This window comes from Holophagales bacterium (genome assembly GCA_016699405.1).
Lineage (GTDB): Bacteria > Acidobacteriota > Thermoanaerobaculia > Multivoradales > JAGPDF01 > JAAYLR01.
Window position 1 is genome coordinate 3,289,332 of record CP064972.1, and the last position, 19,345, is coordinate 3,308,676.

The window sequence follows — 19,345 nt, forward strand, 5'->3', positions numbered from 1 at the left end:
CGGGACGCTCTCGGCGTTCGCCCTCAGCCTCGCGTCGTGGTGGCGAGCGAGTCGATGAAGGCCTCGAGCAGGCGCTCACTCTCCGCCGGGAGGTCGACGAACTCGATGCCGATCTCGTAGCCGGTGCCGGCCCCCTCCCGTGGTGCGGCGAGGGAGGCGACCCGACCCGACCCGCGCACCAGGCCACCATCGGGAAGGGCGATGCGCAGCGGGTAGACCTGTTCGGGGACCAACGGCTGATCGGTCTCGATGAGCATGCCGCTCCGGCTCACCAGGCGGACGCGGAAGCTCTCCGGGCTCTCGAGCAGCGCGAGGTCCGGCGCCTCGATGACGAAGCGCAGTCCGGTCAAGCGCTGCTCGCTCAACACCCGGTTGGCGTCGATGAAGCCCAGCAACGCCTCCATCTCCGGCGTGATCAGGCCGTCGAACCGCAACCCGGCCGAGTACTCGGGCACCGAGTCGCCCCCGTCGAGGCGGCGGACGCCGGAGAGCGTCGACCAGGCGACCGTGCCCTGGATCTCGATCGCCCGCTCGGCGCGTTCGAGGCGGAGCCCGTAAGTCGCGCCAAGGTTGAGGCGGCGATCGGCGACGAGCGCCACCCCGCCGAGACTGATGTTGACGACCTCGACACGGGTGGCGAGCACCATGTGGCCGGTGACACCCTCGACCACGAAGCGCGGATGGCGCCGCTTTTCGTTCATTGTCGACCCTCGATTGGTCGCGTCCAGTGTAGCGCGATCCTCCGCTCCGGGAGGGACCGGACCCGGGGGCGAGGTCGGCGTGCGGCTCCCGCAGGGCCCCGCTTGCTAGAATCCGAGCGGCCGCCGCGCCTCGCGGCTCTCGCACCTACGCCCGTTCCGGGAGGAATCGCATGCTCCGTCGCCTCTGCCTCGTCGCCGTCGCGCTGCTCGTCGCCCTGCCGCTCGCGGCGGTGGAGACGCACTCGTTCACCGTTCACGACCTACTCGCCATGGACCGCATCTCCGAGCCGCAGGTCTCACCTGCAGGCGATCGGGTGGCCTTCGTGGTCCGCCGGACCGATCTTGAGGCCAATCGCGGTCGTACCGACCTCTGGATGGTCGGCATCGACGGCTCCGGCCTGCGCCAGCTGACCAGCCACGAGGCGGGAGACTTCAACCCGCGCTGGGCTCCCGACGGCCGGTCGCTCTACTTCCTCTCCACGCGCTCCGGCTCGTCGCAGGTCTGGCGCCTGCCGCTCGACGGCGGTGAGCCGACGCAGGTCACGCGCCTGCCGCTCGACGTCGGCAACCTGACCGTCTCGGCCGACGGAGCGCGCCTCGCCTTCTCGCTCGACGTCTATCCGGACTGCCCGACGGTCGCCTGCAGCGCCGATCGCGTCGCCGCCGAGGAGAAGCGGGTGAGCACCGGCAAGACCTACGACCGGCTCTTCGTCCGGCACTGGGACAGTTGGGGGGACGGCCGCCGCTCGCACCTCTTCGTCCTGCCGACCGCCGGCGGCGACCCGGTCGACGTGATGAAGGGGATGGACGCCGACGCGCCGTCGAAGCCGTTCGGCGGCAGCGAGGAGTTCACCTTCACGCCGGATGGTGCTTCGCTGGTCTTCTCCGCGAAGGACGTGGGGCGCGAGGAGGCCTGGTCGACCGACTTCGATCTCTACCTGGCCCCGATCGACGGCGCGAAGGCGCCGCGTTGCCTGACCGAGAAGAACGCCGCCTGGGACACCCAGCCGGTCTTCTCGCCGGACGGCAAGCGGCTGGCCTACCTCGCCATGTCACGCCCCGGGTTCGAGGCCGATCGCTACCGGGTGATGGTGCGCGAGGGGATCGACGGCGCGGAGCGTGAGCTCGCGCCCGCGTGGGACCGCTCGCCGGGTGCGATCTTCTGGTCGGCCGACGGCAAGACGCTCTACGCGGTGGCCAACGACGTCGGGCAGAACACGATCTTCGCCCTCGACGCGACGAGCGGCGCGGTCCGTTCGATTTACGCCAACGGCAATGCGGGCGGCGTGCAGCTTGCCGGTTCCGGCAAGCTGCTCTTCTCGCTCGACCACCTCAAGTCGCCGGCCGAGCTCTACACGATCGGCGTCGATGGCTCCGGGCTGCGGCAGATCACGGCGATCAATCGCGAGCGCCTCGCCCAGGTGCGGCTCGGCGAGCCGGAGCAGATGAGCTTCAAGGGGGCGGGCGACGAGACCGTCTACGCCTACATCGTCAAGCCGGTCGACTTCGATCCGGCGAAGAAGTACCCGGTGGCGTTCCTCATCCACGGCGGGCCGCAGGGTTCGTTCGGCAACGACTTCCACTACCGGTGGAATCCGCAGACCTACGCCGGGCGCGGCTACGCGGCGGTGATGGTCGACTTCCACGGGTCGACCGGGTACGGCCAGGCGTTCACCGACGCGATCCGCGGCGACTGGGGCGGCAAGCCGCTCGTCGACCTGCAGAAGGGCCTGGCGGCGGCGCTCAAGGCCTACCCCTGGATGGACGGCGAGCGCGTCGCCGCGCTCGGCGCCTCGTATGGCGGCTACATGATCAACTGGATCGCCGGGGCGTGGCCGGATCGCTTCCGCTGCCTGGTCACCCACGACGGCAACCTCGACGAGCGTTTCGCCTACTACGCCACCGAGGAGCTCTGGTTCCCGGAGTGGGAGCACGGCGGCACGCCGTGGGGCAATCCGGCTGGCTACGCCAAGCACAATCCGGTCGACCTGGTGAAGAACTGGAAGACCCCCGTGCTGGTCGTCCACGGTGGGAAGGACTACCGCGTCGTCGACACCGGCGGCATCGCCACCTTCACCGCCGCGCAGCGCAAGGGGATCCCCTCGAAGCTCCTCTACTTCCCGGACGAGAACCACTGGGTGCTCAAGCCGCAGAACTCGATCCAGTGGCACGACACCGTGCTCGACTGGCTCGACCAGTGGACCAAGGGCGGTCCGGCGAACTGATCGCCGCACCTCGTTCGCGAGGTCCCCGGGGCCGTCGGCGCACCGCGCCGGCGGCCCTTTCCGTCTCTACCCGAGATAGATCGCGGCGAGCGCCGTGCGGCGGCGGCGGAAGAGCAGGCCGACGAGGTGCGGGGCGGTAAAGAGGGTGTAGGCGGCAAGCATCTGGGCGGCCGAGGCGCCGAGCAGCGGGATGAAGCCGAGCAGGAGGGAGGCGAGCTTGCTCGCCAGGACCAGGCCGGTCACGAGCAGGGTCGTGCGCAGCCCTTCGATGCCGGTCTCGATCATCGCGCGCAGATGGAGGTCGAGGCGGAACGACAGCCAGCCGCTCTCGTAGACCCCGGTCGCACCGAGGCCGAAGAGGGAGATCGGGGTGGCGATCGCCAGACCGAGCAGGAGGAGAGCCGCGCAGCTCCAGCCGGCCTGGCCGGTCACCATGGCCAGGAGCGTGCAATGCGAGAGCGAGAGGAGCGCGGCGAGCGGAAGCAGCGAGGTGAGGCTGACGCCGAAGGCCCAGAACCACTCGCGCAGCCGTTCGATCGGATGGACGAAGTCGGGCCAGTCCGGTAACTCGGTCTCGCCCTCGGCCGTGGTGCGGACGATGGCGAAGAGCAGCGCCGGCATCAGGAGCGCGACGACGAGGCGTGGCATCAGTGTGCCGAGGGCGAGCAGGCGCGAGCTCCTGGTGACGAGGTCGAGCACCGTCATCAGTGCAGCGTAGGTGACGGTGAGGTACAGGCCGAGGCCGCGGAAGGGATAGCCGAGGGCGGCGGAGAGCGGGTAGGGGGCTTCGAGTCCGCGCTCGCGGGCCCGTGCCGGTGCGGTCGCCGGCGCCTCGGCGACGAGCGGCAGGGCCCGTTCGCCGCAGAGCCGGCAGAAGAGCAGTCGGTGCCCTTCGTCGATGCAGGCGGGGCAGAGCGGCGCGCCGCAGCCGTCGCAGCGGAACTCCGCGGCGCGCTCCGGGTGCGTGCGACAGGCCGTCGGGGTCGCGGGCCGGGCATCGCCCGACGGTCGAGCGGGGCCGCGCGGTGCCGACGCGTTCACCATTCGCCTCGCTCTCGGCCGTTTCAGTCCAGTCGCGGCGGATTCGCCGCCGGCCAGTAGGCGTTCTCGCAGTAGTCGCGCACCATGCGATGCGAGGAGAAGGTCGGCGTGATCGTGCCGATGGCCCGCCGCATCCGCTCGACCCAGCCGACCGGCACGCCGTGCCCGTCCCGCTCGTAGTAGAGCGGGACGATCTCCTCTTCGAGCAGCCGATAGAGCGCCAGCGCGTCGTCGCGGTCGCGCTGCCACTCGTCGTCGGCCTGCGAGAGGCTGCGGATGGTCCACCCGTTCGTGCCGTCGGCCCCCTCGGGCCACCAGCCGTCGGCGATGCTGCAATTGAGCGCGCCGTTCATCGCCGCCTTCATGCCGCTCGTGCCGCTCGCCTCGAGCGGCGGGCGCGGCGTGTTGAGCCAGACGTCGACGCCCTGGACGAGCATCCGCCCGACCCGCATGTCGTAGTCCTCGATGAAGAAGACCCGCCCGCGCAGCTCTTCGGAGCGCGAGAGCTGGAAGATGTGCTGGATCAGCTCCTGGCCGGCGCGGTCGGCCGAGTGCGCCTTGCCGGCGAAAACCACTTGCACCGGCCGCGCGCTGTCGCGCAGCATCAGGCGGAGGCGGTGGAGGTCGGTGAAGAGGAGGCTCGCCCGCTTGTAGGTGGCGAAACGGCGCGCGAAGCCGAGGGTCAGCGCATCGACGTCGAACGCACCCTCGAGAGCGCGCAGCTCCTCCGGCGCCACGCCGTGGCGGGCGAACTGGGTGCGCAGGCGCGAGCGGGCAAACCGCGCCAGCCGCGCCTTCTGCGCCTGGTGCGCCTCCCAGAGATCGACATCGGGAACGGCGCTCAGCCGCTCGGGCAGGGAGGTCTCGTCGACCGCCTGGCGCCAGTCGTGGCCCAGCCAGCGTGCCAGCAGCCCCTGCATCTCGGTGCCGAGCCAGGTGAACGGGTGCACGCCGTTGGTCACCGCCGTCACGCCCTGCGGCGCCCCGTCGCCGGCGAGGAGGTGGCGCCACATCCGCTGCGCCACGTCGGCGTTGATCTTCGAGACGCCGTTGACGAAGCAGGAGGAGCGGATCGACAGCGCCGTGAGGTTGAAGTTCTGGTGCGGCGCTCCGTGGTCGGCATTGCCGAGCGCGGTGAGCTGCTCGAGCGGCAGCCCGGTGAGGTCGACCCAGGGGGCGAGGTACTTGCGCGCCACCTGCGGCTCGAACTGTTCGTTGCCGGCCGGCACGGGGGTGTGCGTCGTGAAGATCGTACGGCGTCGCAGCTCGGCCATCGCCTCGAGCGGGTCCGCCTTCCGCTCCTCGACGAGCTCGCGCAGGCGTTCGAAGACGAGGAAGGCGCTGTGCCCCTCGTTGAGATGCCAGACGGTCGGTTCGATCCCGAGGGCGCGCAGCGCTCGCACTCCGCCGACCCCGAGAACCATCTCCTGGGCGAGCCGCATGTCGCGCCCGGGCGTGTAGAGGATGCTGCCGATCGGACGGTCGGCCGGGTCGTTCTGGGGCACGTCGGTGTCGAGCAGGAGCAGCGGCACGCGGCCGACCTGCGCCACCCAGACCTTGGCGTACACCTCGCGGCCGGGGAACGGAACGCTGACGATCACCTCCCGGCCGGTGTGGCTGGCGGCCGGGCGCAGCGACAGCCGCCCGAAGTCGTACTCCGGGTAGATGTGCTGCTGGCGACCGTCCGGGTCGATGTTCTGCATGAAGTAGCCGTGGTGGTAGAGCAGGCCGACGCCGACCAGGGGCACGCCGATGTCGCTGGCGCTCTTCAGGTGATCGCCGCACAGGACGCCGAGCCCGCCGGAATAGAGCGCCAGGCTCTGGTGCAGGCCGAACTCCATCGCGAAGTAGGCGAACGGTCCGCCGTCATGCCCGGGGTGCTGGCGCCGGAACCAGGTGTCGGCATCGGGGGCGATATAGCGCTCGAACTCCTGGGCCACGCTCTCGTAGAGGTTGACGAAGGTGGTGTCCTCGTGGAGCTCGGGCCAGCGGCTGCGATCGAAGCTGAGGAGCATCTGGACCGGCGTGCGGTACATCGCCCAGGCCCGCGAGTCGATCGCCGCGAAGAGCCGGCGGGCGCGCGGCGTCCAGGTCCACCAGTAGTTGTACGCCATGTCGTAGAGCCGGCGGAACTCGCGCGGCAGCTCGATGGCGGCGATGTGGAGCGTGGGGATCTGCATGAAAGGTCCTCGGTGAAATCAGGCCGCGGCAAGGCGACCCAGGTGAGAAAAGAGGTGCGGCTCGCCGACCCCGGGTGAGCGCTGGGGCCGCCTCACGCCGGATTCCTCTCGACGATCGACGTGACGGGCGCCTCGCCGCGCTCTTCGCCCGGGTAGAGCGAGAGCGGCAGGAGTCGTTCGGGATTCTTCTTCAGTGCGGTGGCGAGCTCGCGAGCGAGCGCGCGGGCGAGGGTGTCGTTCTCGCCGTTGCCCTGGCGCGGCTGCATCACCCAGCCGCCGGCCATCATGCCGTGTCCGCCGCCCTTGCCGCGACGGCGCAGCAGGCGCCGCATCAGGTTGCCGGCGTCGGCGCGCGGGTTGGACGTGCGGATCGACAGGTAGATCCGGTCGCCGTGCGCGCCGGTACAGAGCGACCAGGTCTTGCCTTCGAGGCGCAGCAGGAGATCGGCGATCTCGGGAACGATGTCCGGCTGGTCGACCGGGCCGAGGTGCGAGACGACGAGCGTGCCGACCGATTCGAGGCTCTCCAGGGCGCGGTGCAGGTTGCGAAAGTAGGCGAGCGGCAGCCGGGCATGCTGGATGCGGGCGAGCATGCGCTTGTCGATGCGCGGCAGCAGCAGGTCGTGGACGGCGTGGTCGGGTCCGGCGGACTCGCGACCGAAGTCCTGCGTCTCGGCCTGCAGGGCGTAGACGAGAGCGGTCGCCTGGCGGCGCGTCGGCTGGTGTCCGCTGGCGAGCAGATATTCGGTGAGGATCGTCGCCGTGGCGCCGTAGTCGCGGCGCACGTCGACGAAAGGGCAGCCCAAGGTCGCCTTGCGCAGCGGATGGTGGTCGATCACCACGTGCGGAGCGAGCTGCGACGGGAGCTGGTTGTTGCCGGTCCGCGGCTGACTGTCGACCAGGCCGAAGTGGTCGAACGACCGCCAGTCGATGGTGCGCAGGTGAACGAGCTCGAGGCCGAGGGTGCGGACGACCTCGCGATTCTCGGCGCGACCGATCATGCCGCCGTACGCGATGGTGACGTGCCGCCGGAACACCTGCCGCAGCAGGCGGGCGAGCAGCGCCATCGAGGTGAGGGCGTCAGGGTCCGGGTTGTCGTGGGTGAGAACCAGCCACCGTGCCCCGGCCGAGGTCTGATGAACGTACTGGCTGAAGGCCTCGAACCTCAGCCGAGTGAGGTCGTCACTCATGGGCCGCGCGGATTCTAGCAGGGAGCCGTCCGTCCCCTCGGCGGGAGCGTCGTTCGGCTCGGGCTATACTGCTCGTGCTTCTCTTCCCTGGGTGGCGAACGCCGATGAAGGTGCTCTTCCTCTCCCCTGGCTATCCGAGCGAGATGCCGCACTTCGTGCGCGGCCTGAGCGAGGTCGGCGCCGCCGTTCTGGGCGTCGGCGATCAGCCGACCTCCGCGCTGCCGGAGCTCACCCGACGACAGCTCGCCGGCTACCTGCAGGTGGCTTCGCTGTGGGACGAGGCCGCCGTCGTCGCGGCGATCCGGGACTGGCCCGAAGCGGCGGACGTCGAGCGGGTGGAATGCCTGTGGGAGCCCGGAGTGGTCCTCGCCGCTCGCCTGCGGGAAGCCCTCGGCGTGACGGGCCTCGATGTCGCCGGGGCGCTGCGCTTCCGGAACAAGGAGCTGATGAAGCAGACGCTCGACGCCGCCGGAATTCGCACCCCGCGCCATGCGGCGGCGACGACGGTGGCCGAGGTCTGGTCCGCGGCGGAGCGGCTCGGCTTCCCGGTGATCGTCAAGCCGATCGCCGGCGCCGGCTCGGCCGACACCTACCGCGTCGACGACGCCGACGCTCTGCGCGAGGTGCTGCCGCGCCTGCGCCACGTCGCCGAAGTGAGCGTCGAGGAGTTCGTCGACGGCGAGGAGTACACGTTCGACACGGTGTCGATCGACGGCGAGCCGGCCTTCCACAGCATCGCCTGGTATCGGCCACGACCCTTGGTGGCGCGGAGCGAAGAGTGGATCAGCCCGCAGGTCGTCTGCCTGCGCGACCCCGACCTGCCGCAGCTCGCCGGTGGCGTCGCGATGGGGCGCGCGGTGCTGCGGGCCCTCGGCTTCGGCAGCGGCTTCACCCACATGGAGTGGTATCGCAAGCGCGACGGCGAAGTGGTCTTCGGCGAGATCGGCGGGCGTCCTCCGGGGGCGCATCAGGTCGACCAGATGAACTACGCCTGCGATCTCGACATCTTCCGCGGTTGGGCCGAGGCGGTCTGCCTCGGCCGCTTCACCCAGGCGGTCGAGCGGCGCTACCACGTGGCGACGATCTTCAAGCGCGCGCAGGGTGTGGGGCGGATCCGCCGCATCGAAGGGCTCGAGGCACTGCGCCAGCGCTGCGGCGCGTCGATCGTCTGGGAGAACCTCCTCCCGCTCGGCGCGCCACGCCGCGACTGGCGGCAGACGCTGGTTTCCGACGGTTTCGTCGTCCTGCGTCATCCCGATCTTTCGACCACCCTGGCGATGGCCGACGCCGTCGGCACCGATCTCACCCTGTTCGCGAGCTGACCGCCATGCGCCACGTCGTCTTCGTCGCCCCGTTCTTCCTCGACACCACCCTGCGCTTCGTCGATGCCGTCGCGGATCTCGCCGACGTGCGCCTCTCCCTGGTCAGTCAGGATCCGCTCGAGAAGCTTCCAGACGGGTTGCGGAGCAAGCTCGCCGCGCACTGGCGGATCGACGACGGCCTGGCGGCGGGGCAGATTGCCGGCGCGGTCGAGGCGCTGGCGCGCCGGCACGGCCCGGTCGAGCGACTCCTCGGTGCGCTCGAGCAGCTCCAGGTGCCGCTCGGCGAGGTCCGCGACGCGCTGGGGATCTCCGGCATGGGCGCCGAGACGGCGCGCAACTTCCGCGACAAGGCCCGGATGAAGGAGGTCCTGCAGGCCGCCGGGGTGCCGTGCGCGCGCCATGCTCGGCTTCGCGACGAAGCAGAGGCTTGGCGCTTCGTCGGCGACGTGGGCTATCCGGTGGTGTTGAAGCCGGTTGCCGGCGCGGGGGCCGCGTCGACGTTCCGTGTGGCGTCGGGCGACGAGCTTCGCGCGGCGCTCGCCGCGAATCCGCCGGGTGCGGGGCGGGAGGTGGTGGCGGAGGAGTTCGTGGTCGGCGACGAGCACTCGCTGGACACCGTCTCGCTCGCCGGCACGGCGGTCTGGCACTCGATCTCGGAGTACACGCCGGCGCCGCTCACCGTGGTGGAGAATCCCTGGATCCAGTGGACCGTGCTCCTGCCGCGCGAGATCGACGATCCGCACTTCGACGCGATCCGCCGGATCGGCAGCTCGGCGCTCACCGCCCTGGGCATGGGGACCGGACTGTCGCACATGGAGTGGTTCCGCCGCCGCGACGGCTCGGTCGTCGTCTCTGAGGTCGGGGCACGTCCGCCCGGGGCGCAGATCGTCTCGTTGATCTCCTATGCGCACGACCTCGACTTCTACCGGGCCTGGGCGCGGCTGATGGTCGACGAGAGCTTCGCCCCTCCCGAGCGCCGTTTCGCCGCGGGTGCCGCGTACTTCCGCGGGCAGGGGAGCGGTCGCGTGCGCGCCGTGCACGGCCTCGACGTGGCGCAGCGCGAGCTCGGCAGCCTGGTCGTCGAAGCGAAGCTGCCGCAGGTCGGACAAGTCGCCTCGCCGAGCTACGAAGGTCAGGGATACGCCATCTTCCGCCACCCGGAGACCGCCGTGGTCCGCCGGGCGCTCGCCCGGGTGGTGCAACTGGTGCGCGTCGAGCTCGGCTGACCGCCGGGCCGGGCGCCTTCGAACGAGGTGCTGTTGCCGTGAACGTGCTCTTCCTCTCGCCCGGCTATCCGACCGAGATGAACTACTTCGCCCGTGCCCTGGCACGGACCGGAGCGACGGTGTTCGGCCTCGGCGATCAGCCGCACGGCGCCCTGCCGGAGGCGGTGCGCGAACACGTCGCCTTTCACCTTCAGGTGCCGGATCTTTGGGACGAGCCGGCGGTGGAGGCCGCGGTGCGGGCACTGGCCGCCCGGCACCGGCTCGATCGCGTCGAGTGCCTCTGGGAGCCCGGCATGCTGCTCGCCGCGCGCCTGCGCGAGGCCCTCGGCCTGCCCGGAATGACCGTGGCGGAGACCCTGCCCTTCCGCGACAAGGAGCTGATGAAGCAGGCGCTCGAGGCGGCCGGCGTGCGAACGCCGCGCCACGCGCGCGCCGCGAGCGCGGCGGAGGTGCGTGCGGCGGCCGAACGCCTGGGCTTCCCGTTGATCGTCAAGCCGATCGCCGGGGCCGGCTCGGCCGACACCTACCGGGTCGCGTCGGCCGAGGAGCTCGACGAGGTGCTGCCGAAGATCCGCCACGTCGCCGAAGTGAGTGTCGAGGAGTACGTCGACGGCGAGGAGTACACCTTCGACACGATCTGCGCCGGTGGCGAGATCCTCTTCGCCAGCTCGAGCTGGTATCGCCCGAAGCCGCTCGTGGGACGCAGCGAGGAGTGGATCAGCCCGCAGACCGTGACCCTGCGCGACCTGAGCTCGCCGGGACTGGTCGCGGGGCGCGAGCTCGGACTCCGGGTGCTCGCTGCCCTCGGCTTCCGCACCGGCTTCACTCACATGGAATGGTTCCTCACGCCGCGCGGCGAGGCGGTCTTCGGCGAGATCGGCGCCCGGCCGCCCGGGGCGCGCTCGGTCGACACGATGAACTACTGCTGCGACAACGACGTCTACGCCGGATGGGCCGAAGCCGTGGTCCACGGCAGGCTCCACCGCACCTTCGAGCGGCGGTTCAACTCGGCGGTCATCTTCAAGCGGGCGCGCGGCCACGGCAGGATTCGTCGGGTCGACGGGTGGGAGCGCCTCCGCTCCGAGCTCGGAGCGGCCATCGTCGGCCACGATCTGTTGCCGGTCGGCGCGTACCGGCGCGACTGGAAGCAGACCTTGCTCTCGGACGGATGGGTCTTCGTGCGCCACCCCGATCTCGCGACGCTCTGCGCCATCGCCGATCGCGTCGGCAGCGAGCTCCATCTCTTCTCCGAGTAGCGCAGCCCGGTTTTCCTCCACGACGCAGTTCGGTTCATCGCGGTAAGCTCCGCCGTCTGAACACGAACCCAGGGCACGCGGCGCGGCACCGATGCGGCGCGTGCAGCGGAGAGCTCCATGGCCAGAACGCCTCTGTTCCGTCGTCTGCAGCGTGCATTCGCCTTGGCTCGCCTCGCCGAGCAGCGCGGCGAACCCGAGACCGAGCTCGTCGAGCGCCTTGCCGAAGCGCGCACGACGGCATTCTCCCGGCGCGAGGTCTTGGCGGTAGGCGGCTTCGCGGCGGCGGGCATCGCCCTCGGTGGACGGTGGATCGGAGCGGCGCCCGCGGCACCGGCGATGGGAGAGGTGGCGATCGTCGGGGCGGGTGTCGCCGGGCTCACGGCGGCCCACCGCCTCGTCCAGGCGGGGGTGTCGGCGCGGATCTACGAGGCCCAGGAGCGCGTCGGCGGCCGGATGCTCTCGCTGCGCCGCGCCTTTCCCGAAGGTCAGGTGTGCGAGCTCGGCGGCGAGCTGGTCGACACCAATCACACGGCGCTGCGTGGTCTCTGCGGCGAGCTGGGGCTCGAGCTCGACGACTTCACCCGCGACGATCCGGCGGTCTCGCGGGATGTCTGGTACTTCGACGGGCGGAGGATTCGCGACGCGGAGATCGTCGCCGCGTTCCGGCCGATCGCGCGCCAGATCGAAGCCGCCTGGGCGGCGCTGTCGGGAGAGGACGTCACGCAGGCGTCGCCGAACGGCGGCGAGACGGTCGACCGCCAGTCGATCGCCGAGTGGCTCGAGAAGGCGGGCTGCTCGGGTTGGCTCTATCGCCTGCTGGAAGTCGGTTACGTGACCGAGTTCGGGCTGGAGATCGACCGGCAATCGGCCTGGAATCTGCTCTCGATGATCTCGACCGAGCCGGGAGCGTTCGAGATCTTCGGCGAGAGCGACGAGCGCTTTCACATCCGCGGCGGCAACGACCAGGTGCCGCTGCGCCTCGCCGAAGGTCTCGGCGAGCGGATCGAGCGTGGCCACCGCCTCGAGGCGCTCACCCAGCGCAGCGACGGTCGTTTCGAGCTCACCTTCCGAACCGGCGAGAGCAGCAAGGTCGTGGCGGCCGAGCGGGTGGTGCTCGCCCTGCCCTTCACGCTGCTGCGACAGGTCGACCTGCGAATCGACCTGCCGGAGGTCAAGCGTCGGGCGATTACCGAGCTCGGCATGGGCATGAACGCCAAGGTGATGGTGGGCTTCGACGATCGCCTCTGGCGAACGCGCGGGCGCTCCAACGGCAGCGTGCTGACCGACCTGCCGTTCCAGCTCTCCTGGGAGTCGACCCGGCTGCAGCCGGGGCGCGGGGGGATCGTCGTCGCCTACAGCGGCGGTCTGCGCGGCCTCGAGGTAGGGCAGGGGACGCCGGCCGAACAGGCCCGCGCCTTCGCGCGCGAGTACGACCGCCTCTTCCCCGGCGTGGCCGCGAAGCGCAACACCGAAGCGCGCTTCCACTGGCCGACCCATCCGTGGACGCTCGGCTCCTACGCCTGTTACCTGCCCGGGCAGTGGACGGGGATCCGCGGCGCCGAAGGTGCCCGCGTCGGTGCGCTGCACTTCGCCGGCGAGCACACCTCGCTCGACTTCCAGGGCTACATGGAGGGGGGCTGCGAGTCGGGCGAACGCGTCGCCGGTGAGATCCTCACCGACCTCGGGCGCTCCAAGCTGCCGGCCGGAGGGTGAGGCCGCGGGCCGGCGCCGGAGGCTTCAGAGGAAGATCTTGCCCGGATTGAGGATCCCGCGAGGATCGAAGCTGCGCTTGATCGCGCGCATCAGGTCGATCGCCACGGGTGCGTGGCGCTGCGGCAGATAGCGACGCTGGGTCCAGCCGACGCCGTGCTCGCCGGTGATCGAGCCCCCCAGCTCGAGCACGGCGGCGAAGAGCTCGGCCTCCGCGGCGTCGCGCCGCGCCTCCCAGAGGGATTCCGGCAGGTCGCCTTGCAGGAGGTTGACGTGCAGGTTGCCGTCGCCCGCGTGTCCGTAGCAGATGGCGCGGATCCCCTGGCGAGCCGCCGCCCGACGAGCCGCGCGGACCAGCAGAGCCAACGCCGCGCGCGGCACGACGGTGTCGCACTCCTTGTACACCGATCGATGCTTGACCGCCTCGCCGACGCGCCGGCGGATCGCCCAGAGCCGATGCTGGTCGGCGCTGTCCTGGGCCACCAGGGCGTCGCGTCCGCCGAGCGAGATCGCCAGCTCCTCGATGCCCGCCGCTTCGACGAGCAGCGCCTCGTCGTCATCGCCGTCGAGCTCGACGAGCAACATCGCCGCCTGGCCGACGAGGCTCCCCGGCAAGGGCGTGAGCTCCGAGACCGCCTGCAACGCTCCCTCCTCGACCAGCTCGCAGGCGGCCGGAGAGAAGCCTGCGCGGAAGATCGCGGCGACCGCTCCGGCCGCGCCCTCGAGCTCGGCGAAGGGCAGGATCATGGTCAGCGAGGCGCGCGGCTTGCCGATCAGCCGCAGCGTGGCCGCGGTGAGCACCGCGAGCGTACCTTCCGAGCCGATCAGCAGTTGCGTCAGGTCGTAGCCGGCGACGTCCTTGCGATTCCTCCCGCCGGTCGCCAGGAGCGTGCCGTCGGCGAGCACCGCCTCGAGCCCGAGGACCCACTTGCGGGTCGTGCCGTACTTGCACGAACGCGGTCCGGCCGAGTCCTCGGCGAGATTGCCGCCGAGCAGGCAACTCTCGCGGCTCGCCGGGTCCGGCGGGTAGAAGAGGCCGAGCTCCTCGACGCGCGTCTGGAGGTCGGCGACCACGACCCCGGTCTCGGCGTCGACGGTGAGGTTCTCGCGGTCGATGGCGCGCACGCGGGTGAGGCGTTCGAGCGACAGCACGATCCCCCCGGCCGCCGGCAGGGCGCCACCGGACAGGCCGGTGCCGGCGCCGCGCGGGACGATCGGCAGCCGCTCGGCGTGCGCCAGCGCGAGCACGGCCTGCACCTGGGCGACGTCGACTGGCAGCGCCGCTGCGGCCGGAAGGAAACAGAGGCTCTCGGTTTCGTCGCGCCCGTAGCGGTCGCGGCTGACCTCGTCGCAGCGCAGGCCATCCGGTCCGAGGATCTCGGTCAGACGCTCGAGGTGCGTGGCTTGCGGCACGACCAGCCCGAGGGCGGTCGGGTCGAGGGGGGGGCGGCCGCTCATGGCTGGAGATAGCGGAGCAGCAGGGTGGCGGTGCCGAGGAAGGACATGAAGCCTCCGACGTCGGTGGCGGTGGTGACGAAGATCGAGCTGCCGAGGGCGGGGTCGAGCTGGAGTCGGCGGAGCAGCAGCGGCACCGAGGCGCCGAAGAGGCCGGCAACGGTGAGGTTTACCGTCTCGGCGAGCAGCAGGATGGCGCCGAGTACGACGTTCCCTTCCCAGAGCCAGGCCACGGAGCCAAGCACGAGGCCGGTGGCGAGCCCGTTCATCAGGCCGACGGCGGTCTGTCGGCCGACGACGCGCATGGTGCGTCGCAGGTCCATCTCGCCGAGGGCGAGCCCGCGGACCATCACGGTGAGGGTCTGCGTCCCGGCGTTGCCGCCCATGCCGGCGACGATCGGCATGAACATCGCGAGCACCGCGTACTTCTCGATCGTGCCGAGGAAGAGGCCGACGACGCTCGCCGCCATGAAGGCCGTCGCGAGGTTGACCAGCAGCCAGGGCAGGCGCAGGCGCACCGAGCGCGCCGGCGCGGTGGCCAGGCTCTCCTGGGTGTCGAGGTTGGCCAGGTGGTAGAGGTCTTTGGTCGCGGCCTCTTCCACCACGTCGAGCACGTCGTCGACGGAGATCGAGCCGACGAGTCGTCCGTCCTCGTCGATGACCGGCACCAGCAGCAGGTCGTAACGCGAGAAGACCCGGGCGACCTCGTCTTCCGGCGTGTCGACGCGGACCGTCACCACCTCGCGGTTCATGATCTCGCGGAGCGGTCGGTGCGGCTCGGCGGTGACCAGATGCCAGAGGTTGACGATCCCGAGCAGGTGGCGGCGTTCGTCGGTGACGTAGAGATAGAACAGCCGGCGCTCCTCGGCGAGGCGGCGCAGGCGCTCGACCGCCTCGGCGACCGACAGGTCGGCGGGGAAGGGCGGCAGGTCGGGGCTCATCAGCCCGCCGGCGGTCTGCGGCCCGTAGCGAAGGAGGTTCCCCACCCGGGTGGCGAAGGCCGGCTCGAAGCGCTCGAGCAACGTCTCGCGGCGTTCGTCGGGGAGGATCTGCAGGAGGTCGACCACGTCCGAGGGTGGGAGGCGCGACAGCAGACCGTCGACGAGCTCGTCGGAGGCGGAGGAGAGGACGAGCCGCTGCGTCTCCTCATCGAGCTCGCGCAGTGTCCGTGCGGCCAGGTTGAGCTCGAGGAGGGCCTCGAGAAGCCGCTCCTGCTCGCCCGGCGGGAGCTGCGCGAAGAGCTGCGCGATGTCGGCCGGATGCAGGCGCAGCAGCAGTCGTTTGGCCTGCTTGGCGTACGCCGGTTCTCGCAGCAGACGCAGGAGCAGACGCTGCCGCTGTCCGCGAGCTAGCGGCTCGGAGCGCAAGGTGCGCAGCGTCCGCATGGTGGCGAGCGGCGAGGCGGAGGGCGGCATCGGCAAGATGATAGGATGAATTGATTACACGATGATTCAAGAGCTCTTTCGCCTCGGCCCTCTCGTCATCAGCCCCTTCGGCGTTCTCATGGTGGCGGCGTTTCTCGTCGCCTACTGGGAGTTGCTGCGCAATCTCCGCCAGGCGCGCCTCGGCGACGAAGAGGACGCCAGCGCGATCCTCTTCGCTGCCGGGATCGGCGGCATCGTCGGCGCCAAGGTCTACTACGCGGCGCTCTACGCCGACTGGCACCTGCTCTTCTCGCGCTCCGGCCTCGTCTGGTACGGCGGCTTCGCGCTGGGAACGGCGGCGGTCCTCTGGGTGGCGTTTCGTCGCCGTCTCCCCGGCTGGCGTCTCGCGGACGCCGCCGCGCCGGGATTGGCGCTCGGTTACGGCGTCGGCCGCATCGGCTGCTTCCTCGTCGGCGACGACTACGGCCGACCGACCGATCTGCCGTGGGGGATCAAGTTCGCCAACGGCCTGCCGCCGACCGAGGCCGGATACCTCCGCTCGGAGTTCGGCGTCCCGTTGCCGGCCTCGATCCCGGACTCGCAGTTGCTCGCGGTGCACCCGACGCAGCTCTACGAGACCGCGGCCGGACTGCTCATCTGGTGGATCGGCCGTCGCCTCCTCGCCCGTGGGCTCCCTTCAGGCGTCACCGCGCTCGTCGTGCTCTCGCTGCTGGCCGTAGAGCGTTTCGGCGTCGAGCTGGTGCGTGCCAAGGACGATCGCTTCCTCGGTCCGTTCACGCTCGCCCAGGCGATTGCCGCGACGATCTTCGTGGCGAGCCTGCTGCTGATCCGCAGCCGGCGACGCGCGGTCGGAGCGTGATGGGCGCCGACGAGCCGCTCGATCTGCTGGTGGTGGGCGCCGGCCCGACCGGCCTCTCGACAGCCGCTGCGGCGCTCGCCGCCGGGCTCTCGGTGCGGGTGGTCGATCGCGGGGCGATCACCGACTCGATCCAGCGCTTCCCGACCGACGTCGTCTTTTTCAGCACGCGCGAGCGGCTGGCGATCGCCGGGGTGCCGTTCGCCATTCCGGAAGAGAAGCCGACACGACGCCAGGTTCTTGCCTACTACCGGGCGGTCGCCTCGTCGCTCGGCATCCCCCTGGCCTTGCACGAGGAGGTGGTGGGGATCGAACGGGACGGCGCCGAGCTCGTCGTTCGCGGGCGGCGCCGCGGGGGTGAGACGCAGCGGCGGGCGCGCGCCGTCGCTCTCGCGGTCGGCTATTTCGACACGCCGCGTCGACTCGGCGTGCCCGGGGAAGCGGCCTCCTGGGTCCGCCATCGCTACGTCGAGCCCTACGCGCACTTCGGCGAGCGGGTGTTGATGGTCGGGGGCGGCAACTCGGCAGCCGAGGCGGCGCTCGACCTCTGGCGCTCCGGTGCCCGCGTGCTGCTGGTGCATCGCGGTCCGGCACTCAAGGCGACGGTCAAGTACTGGCTCCGCCCGGATGTCGAGAATCGGATCGCCGAAGGGTCGATCGAGGCTCGGTTCAGCACGCGGGTGACCGCCTTCGAGGACGGCGCCGTCCGGCTGGAAGGCCCGGCCGGGGAGGAGCGCATCGAGGTCGACGCGGCGTACGTCCTGGCGGGCTACGAGCCGGACTTCGCGCTCGTCCGCGCCGCCGGGGTGACGATCGACCCGACGACCGGCGTGCCGCGCTTCGATCCGACGACCTGCGAGAGCGATGTTCCGGGGATCTTCATCGTCGGCACGCTCCAGGCGGGCTTCGCGACCCACTCGATCTTCATCGAGAGCTCGCGGGAGCACGGCCCGCGGCTCGTCCAGCACCTCGCCTCCCGACTCGGCCCCCGGTCCCGTCGGGATCTGGCCTGAGACTTGCTAAGCCCACAGGTGAACCGGAGGGCGACCTCCGCCATCCTAGGAGTCACGAGATGAGCGACCTCCAGAGACCGCGCCGCCCCCTTCTTCCGCTCGCTGCCCTGGCGCTCCTCGTCTGGGCCAGCGTCGCCGGTGCCCAGAGCGCGCCGCCCGTCCGGTCGTTCGGCGAGACCGTCGACGTCCGCGTGGTGAACCTCGAGGCGGTGGTCACCGACAAGGACGGACTGCCGATCACCGGGCTCGAGCCGGGCGACTTCAAGCTCGAGATCGACGGCCGCGAGGTGCCGATCGGCTACTTCACCGAGGTGCGCGGGGGCGATGCCGTGGTCCCGCAGGCGCCGGCGGCCGGTGCCGCCTCGCTCCCCGGAATGCCGAGCCTGGCCCCCGGCACGCCGGTCGGCACGAGCTATCTCGTCTTCATCGACGAGTACTTCTCGGTCGCCCGTGACCGCGACCAGGTCTTGCGTCGCATGGTCGACGACCTGCCTCGCCTGGGGCCGGAGGACCGGATGGCGCTGGTCGCCTTCGACGGCAAGGGTCTGACGCTGCTGTCGAGCTGGTCGGGCTCGCCCTCGGCGCTCGAGCGCGCCTTCCGCACCGCGCTCGGCCGGCCGGCCCTCGGGATCCAGCGGGTCACCGAGCTGCGCACGCTGGAAAACGAGCGACGCGACTTCGTGCGTCTCGGGATGGACTTCGAGAGCTCGGTCGAGGGGCGTCTCGAACCGTTCGAGCTCGACTTCGCGCATCGTCTCGAACGCCAGCTGCAGGGTGCCATCGCGGCGGCCGCGGCCACCCTGCGCGGCTTCGCCGCGCCGCCCGGACGGAAGGTGATGCTGCTGCTCTCCGGCGGCTGGCCGTACGAGGTCGGCGAGTACGCCGCCGGCGACGACTTCCCGCGCTACACGCCCGAGTCGACCCTGTCTCGGGGCACCGAGCTCTATGCGCCGCTCGCCGACACCGCCAACCAGCTTGGCTACACCGTCTATTCGGTCGACGTTCCCGGTCTCGCTTCGCCGGCCGTCGACGCCGAGGTGCGGACCCAGGGCGAGGCGCAGATCAACGGCGGTGTGCACTTCGAGCGCAAGGCGAACATCCAGCAGACGCTTACCCAGATCGCGCGCCAGACCGGCGGCCGCGCTCTGCTCAACTCCCAGCGGCTCGACGCGTTCGTCGTGGCGCAGAGCGACACGCGCTCCTACTACTGGCTCGGGTTCTCGCCGACCTGGAAGGGGGATGACAGCCGTCACCGGGTCAAGTTGTCGGTGCTGCGGCCTGGCCTGCGGCTGCGCACGCGCGACGACTACGTGGACATCTCGCGTCAGCGCGAGGTCTCGATGGCGGTCGAGAGCGGGCTGCTCTTCGGCGCGCCGCCGAGTACCGATCTTCTCGGCCTGGAGCTCGGCGAGACCCAGTCGGGCAAGCGCGGGCGGATGACCCTGCCGTTCACCGTGTCGGTGCCGGGCGATCAGCTCACCTTCGTTCCGGAGGCGGGGAGCCTGGTCGCGCAGCTCGAGCTGCGGGTGGCGGCGATCGACGACCGCGGCGACCGGTCCGAGATCCCGGTGATTCCGATTTCGATCCGCGCCCGGCGTGCCGCTCAGCCGGGGGAGAAGGTCACCTTCCAGAACAGCGTCGAGCTCCGACGGGGCAAGCAGCGCGTCCTCTTCTCGCTCTTCGACCCGCTCTCCGGCCGGATGTTCACCGCCGTTCGCGAGCTCAAGCCCTGAGCCTCCTCTGGGCGCGGCGGCCTCGGCCGCCGCGCCTGCCGTTCCGGGCGCT

General features: G+C 70.9%; 14 protein-coding genes. 8 read left to right on the top strand and 6 right to left on the bottom strand.

Annotation, left to right across the window (positions count from 1 at the left end):
- Positions 1–23: 23 nt before the first annotated feature.
- A complete protein-coding gene (locus tag IPJ17_13570; protein QQR72532.1) occupies positions 24–701 on the bottom strand; it encodes a PilZ domain-containing protein in 678 nt (225 codons plus the stop codon).
- Positions 702–871: 170 nt separating this feature from the next.
- Between IPJ17_13570 and IPJ17_13575 the strand changes: the two genes are divergently transcribed.
- Complete coding sequence (locus tag IPJ17_13575; GenBank protein ID QQR72533.1) at positions 872–2,926, top strand: S9 family peptidase; 2,055 nt, start codon at positions 872–874, stop codon at positions 2,924–2,926.
- A 66-nt stretch (positions 2,927–2,992) separates the two neighbouring features.
- On the opposite strand, the gene IPJ17_13580 is transcribed toward IPJ17_13575, so the two are convergent.
- The 3 genes from IPJ17_13580 to IPJ17_13590 form a co-directional block, all read right to left on the bottom strand.
- Positions 2,993–3,970, bottom strand: coding sequence for a B-box zinc finger protein (locus IPJ17_13580; protein ID QQR72534.1), 978 nt, complete (start codon positions 3,968–3,970; stop codon positions 2,993–2,995).
- A 20-nt stretch (positions 3,971–3,990) separates the two neighbouring features.
- Positions 3,991–6,147 (bottom strand): alpha-glucan family phosphorylase, encoded by a 2,157-nt coding sequence (gene glgP, locus IPJ17_13585; protein ID QQR72535.1) that lies wholly within the window; start codon positions 6,145–6,147, stop codon positions 3,991–3,993.
- A gap of 92 nt (positions 6,148–6,239) precedes the next feature.
- Positions 6,240–7,337, bottom strand: a complete 1,098-nt coding sequence (locus tag IPJ17_13590) for a DHH family phosphoesterase (GenBank protein ID QQR72536.1) — start codon at positions 7,335–7,337, stop codon at positions 6,240–6,242.
- A 104-nt stretch (positions 7,338–7,441) separates the two neighbouring features.
- On the opposite strand from IPJ17_13590, the gene IPJ17_13595 reads away from it, so the two are divergent.
- The 4 genes from IPJ17_13595 to IPJ17_13610 all read left to right on the top strand — a co-directional run bounded on the left by IPJ17_13595 (position 7,442) and on the right by IPJ17_13610 (position 12,854).
- Positions 7,442–8,659 (top strand): ATP-grasp domain-containing protein, encoded by a 1,218-nt coding sequence (locus tag IPJ17_13595; protein ID QQR72537.1) that lies wholly within the window; start codon positions 7,442–7,444, stop codon positions 8,657–8,659.
- A gap of 5 nt (positions 8,660–8,664) precedes the next feature.
- On the top strand, positions 8,665–9,885 hold the full coding sequence (locus tag IPJ17_13600) for an ATP-grasp domain-containing protein (protein ID QQR72538.1): 1,221 nt from the start codon (positions 8,665–8,667) through the stop codon (positions 9,883–9,885).
- A gap of 77 nt (positions 9,886–9,962) precedes the next feature.
- A complete protein-coding gene (locus IPJ17_13605; GenBank protein QQR76172.1) occupies positions 9,963–11,141 on the top strand; it encodes an ATP-grasp domain-containing protein in 1,179 nt (392 codons plus the stop codon).
- Between the two features lie 117 nt (positions 11,142–11,258).
- Positions 11,259–12,854: an FAD-dependent oxidoreductase gene (locus tag IPJ17_13610; protein QQR72539.1), complete on the top strand. Its 1,596-nt coding sequence runs from the start codon at positions 11,259–11,261 to the stop codon at positions 12,852–12,854.
- Positions 12,855–12,878: 24 nt separating this feature from the next.
- Here IPJ17_13610 and IPJ17_13615 read toward each other — a convergent pair whose 3' ends face one another.
- The gene (locus IPJ17_13615; protein QQR72540.1) at positions 12,879–14,309 is read right to left on the bottom strand and encodes an FAD-binding protein; all 1,431 of its coding nucleotides are present in this window, start codon (positions 14,307–14,309) and stop codon (positions 12,879–12,881) included.
- Positions 14,306–15,721 (bottom strand): magnesium transporter, encoded by a 1,416-nt coding sequence (mgtE, locus tag IPJ17_13620; GenBank protein QQR72541.1) that lies wholly within the window; start codon positions 15,719–15,721, stop codon positions 14,306–14,308. Before mgtE ends, IPJ17_13615 begins: the two co-directional genes overlap by 4 nt.
- Positions 15,722–15,752: 31 nt before the next feature.
- Between mgtE and IPJ17_13625 the strand changes: the two genes are divergently transcribed.
- Genes IPJ17_13625 through IPJ17_13635 form a run of 3 tightly spaced genes read left to right on the top strand, consistent with a single transcriptional unit; the run spans position 15,753 to position 19,293 of the window.
- Positions 15,753–16,550, top strand: coding sequence for a prolipoprotein diacylglyceryl transferase (locus IPJ17_13625; protein QQR72542.1), 798 nt, complete (start codon positions 15,753–15,755; stop codon positions 16,548–16,550).
- Positions 16,550–17,560 (top strand): NAD(P)-binding domain-containing protein, encoded by a 1,011-nt coding sequence (locus tag IPJ17_13630; GenBank protein QQR72543.1) that lies wholly within the window; start codon positions 16,550–16,552, stop codon positions 17,558–17,560. The genes IPJ17_13625 and IPJ17_13630 overlap by 1 nt, the downstream gene beginning before the upstream one ends.
- Before the next feature lie 59 nt (positions 17,561–17,619).
- The gene (locus IPJ17_13635; GenBank protein QQR72544.1) at positions 17,620–19,293 is read left to right on the top strand and encodes a VWA domain-containing protein; all 1,674 of its coding nucleotides are present in this window, start codon (positions 17,620–17,622) and stop codon (positions 19,291–19,293) included.
- Positions 19,294–19,345 lie beyond the last annotated feature (52 nt).

Excerpts from the sequence above, each read along its gene's own strand:
- IPJ17_13590 (QQR72536.1), bottom strand. The coding sequence starts at position 7,337 with ATGAGTGACGACCTCACTCGGCTGAGGTTCGAGGCCTTCAGCCAGTAC.
- IPJ17_13635 (QQR72544.1), top strand. The coding sequence starts at position 17,620 with ATGAGCGACCTCCAGAGACCGCGCCGCCCCCTTCTTCCGCTCGCTGCC.
- glgP (QQR72535.1), bottom strand. The coding sequence starts at position 6,147 with ATGCAGATCCCCACGCTCCACATCGCCGCCATCGAGCTGCCGCGCGAG.
- mgtE (QQR72541.1), bottom strand. The coding sequence starts at position 15,721 with ATGCCGCCCTCCGCCTCGCCGCTCGCCACCATGCGGACGCTGCGCACC.
- IPJ17_13595 (QQR72537.1), top strand. The coding sequence starts at position 7,442 with ATGAAGGTGCTCTTCCTCTCCCCTGGCTATCCGAGCGAGATGCCGCAC.
- IPJ17_13580 (QQR72534.1), bottom strand. The coding sequence starts at position 3,970 with ATGGTGAACGCGTCGGCACCGCGCGGCCCCGCTCGACCGTCGGGCGAT.
- IPJ17_13610 (QQR72539.1), top strand. The coding sequence starts at position 11,259 with ATGGCCAGAACGCCTCTGTTCCGTCGTCTGCAGCGTGCATTCGCCTTG.
- IPJ17_13575 (QQR72533.1), top strand. The coding sequence starts at position 872 with ATGCTCCGTCGCCTCTGCCTCGTCGCCGTCGCGCTGCTCGTCGCCCTG.
- IPJ17_13600 (QQR72538.1), top strand. The coding sequence starts at position 8,665 with ATGCGCCACGTCGTCTTCGTCGCCCCGTTCTTCCTCGACACCACCCTG.
- IPJ17_13605 (QQR76172.1), top strand. The coding sequence starts at position 9,963 with ATGAACTACTTCGCCCGTGCCCTGGCACGGACCGGAGCGACGGTGTTC.
- IPJ17_13625 (QQR72542.1), top strand. The coding sequence starts at position 15,753 with ATGATTCAAGAGCTCTTTCGCCTCGGCCCTCTCGTCATCAGCCCCTTC.
- IPJ17_13570 (QQR72532.1), bottom strand. The coding sequence starts at position 701 with ATGAACGAAAAGCGGCGCCATCCGCGCTTCGTGGTCGAGGGTGTCACC.
- IPJ17_13615 (QQR72540.1), bottom strand. The coding sequence starts at position 14,309 with ATGAGCGGCCGCCCCCCCCTCGACCCGACCGCCCTCGGGCTGGTCGTG.
- IPJ17_13630 (QQR72543.1), top strand. The coding sequence starts at position 16,550 with ATGGGCGCCGACGAGCCGCTCGATCTGCTGGTGGTGGGCGCCGGCCCG.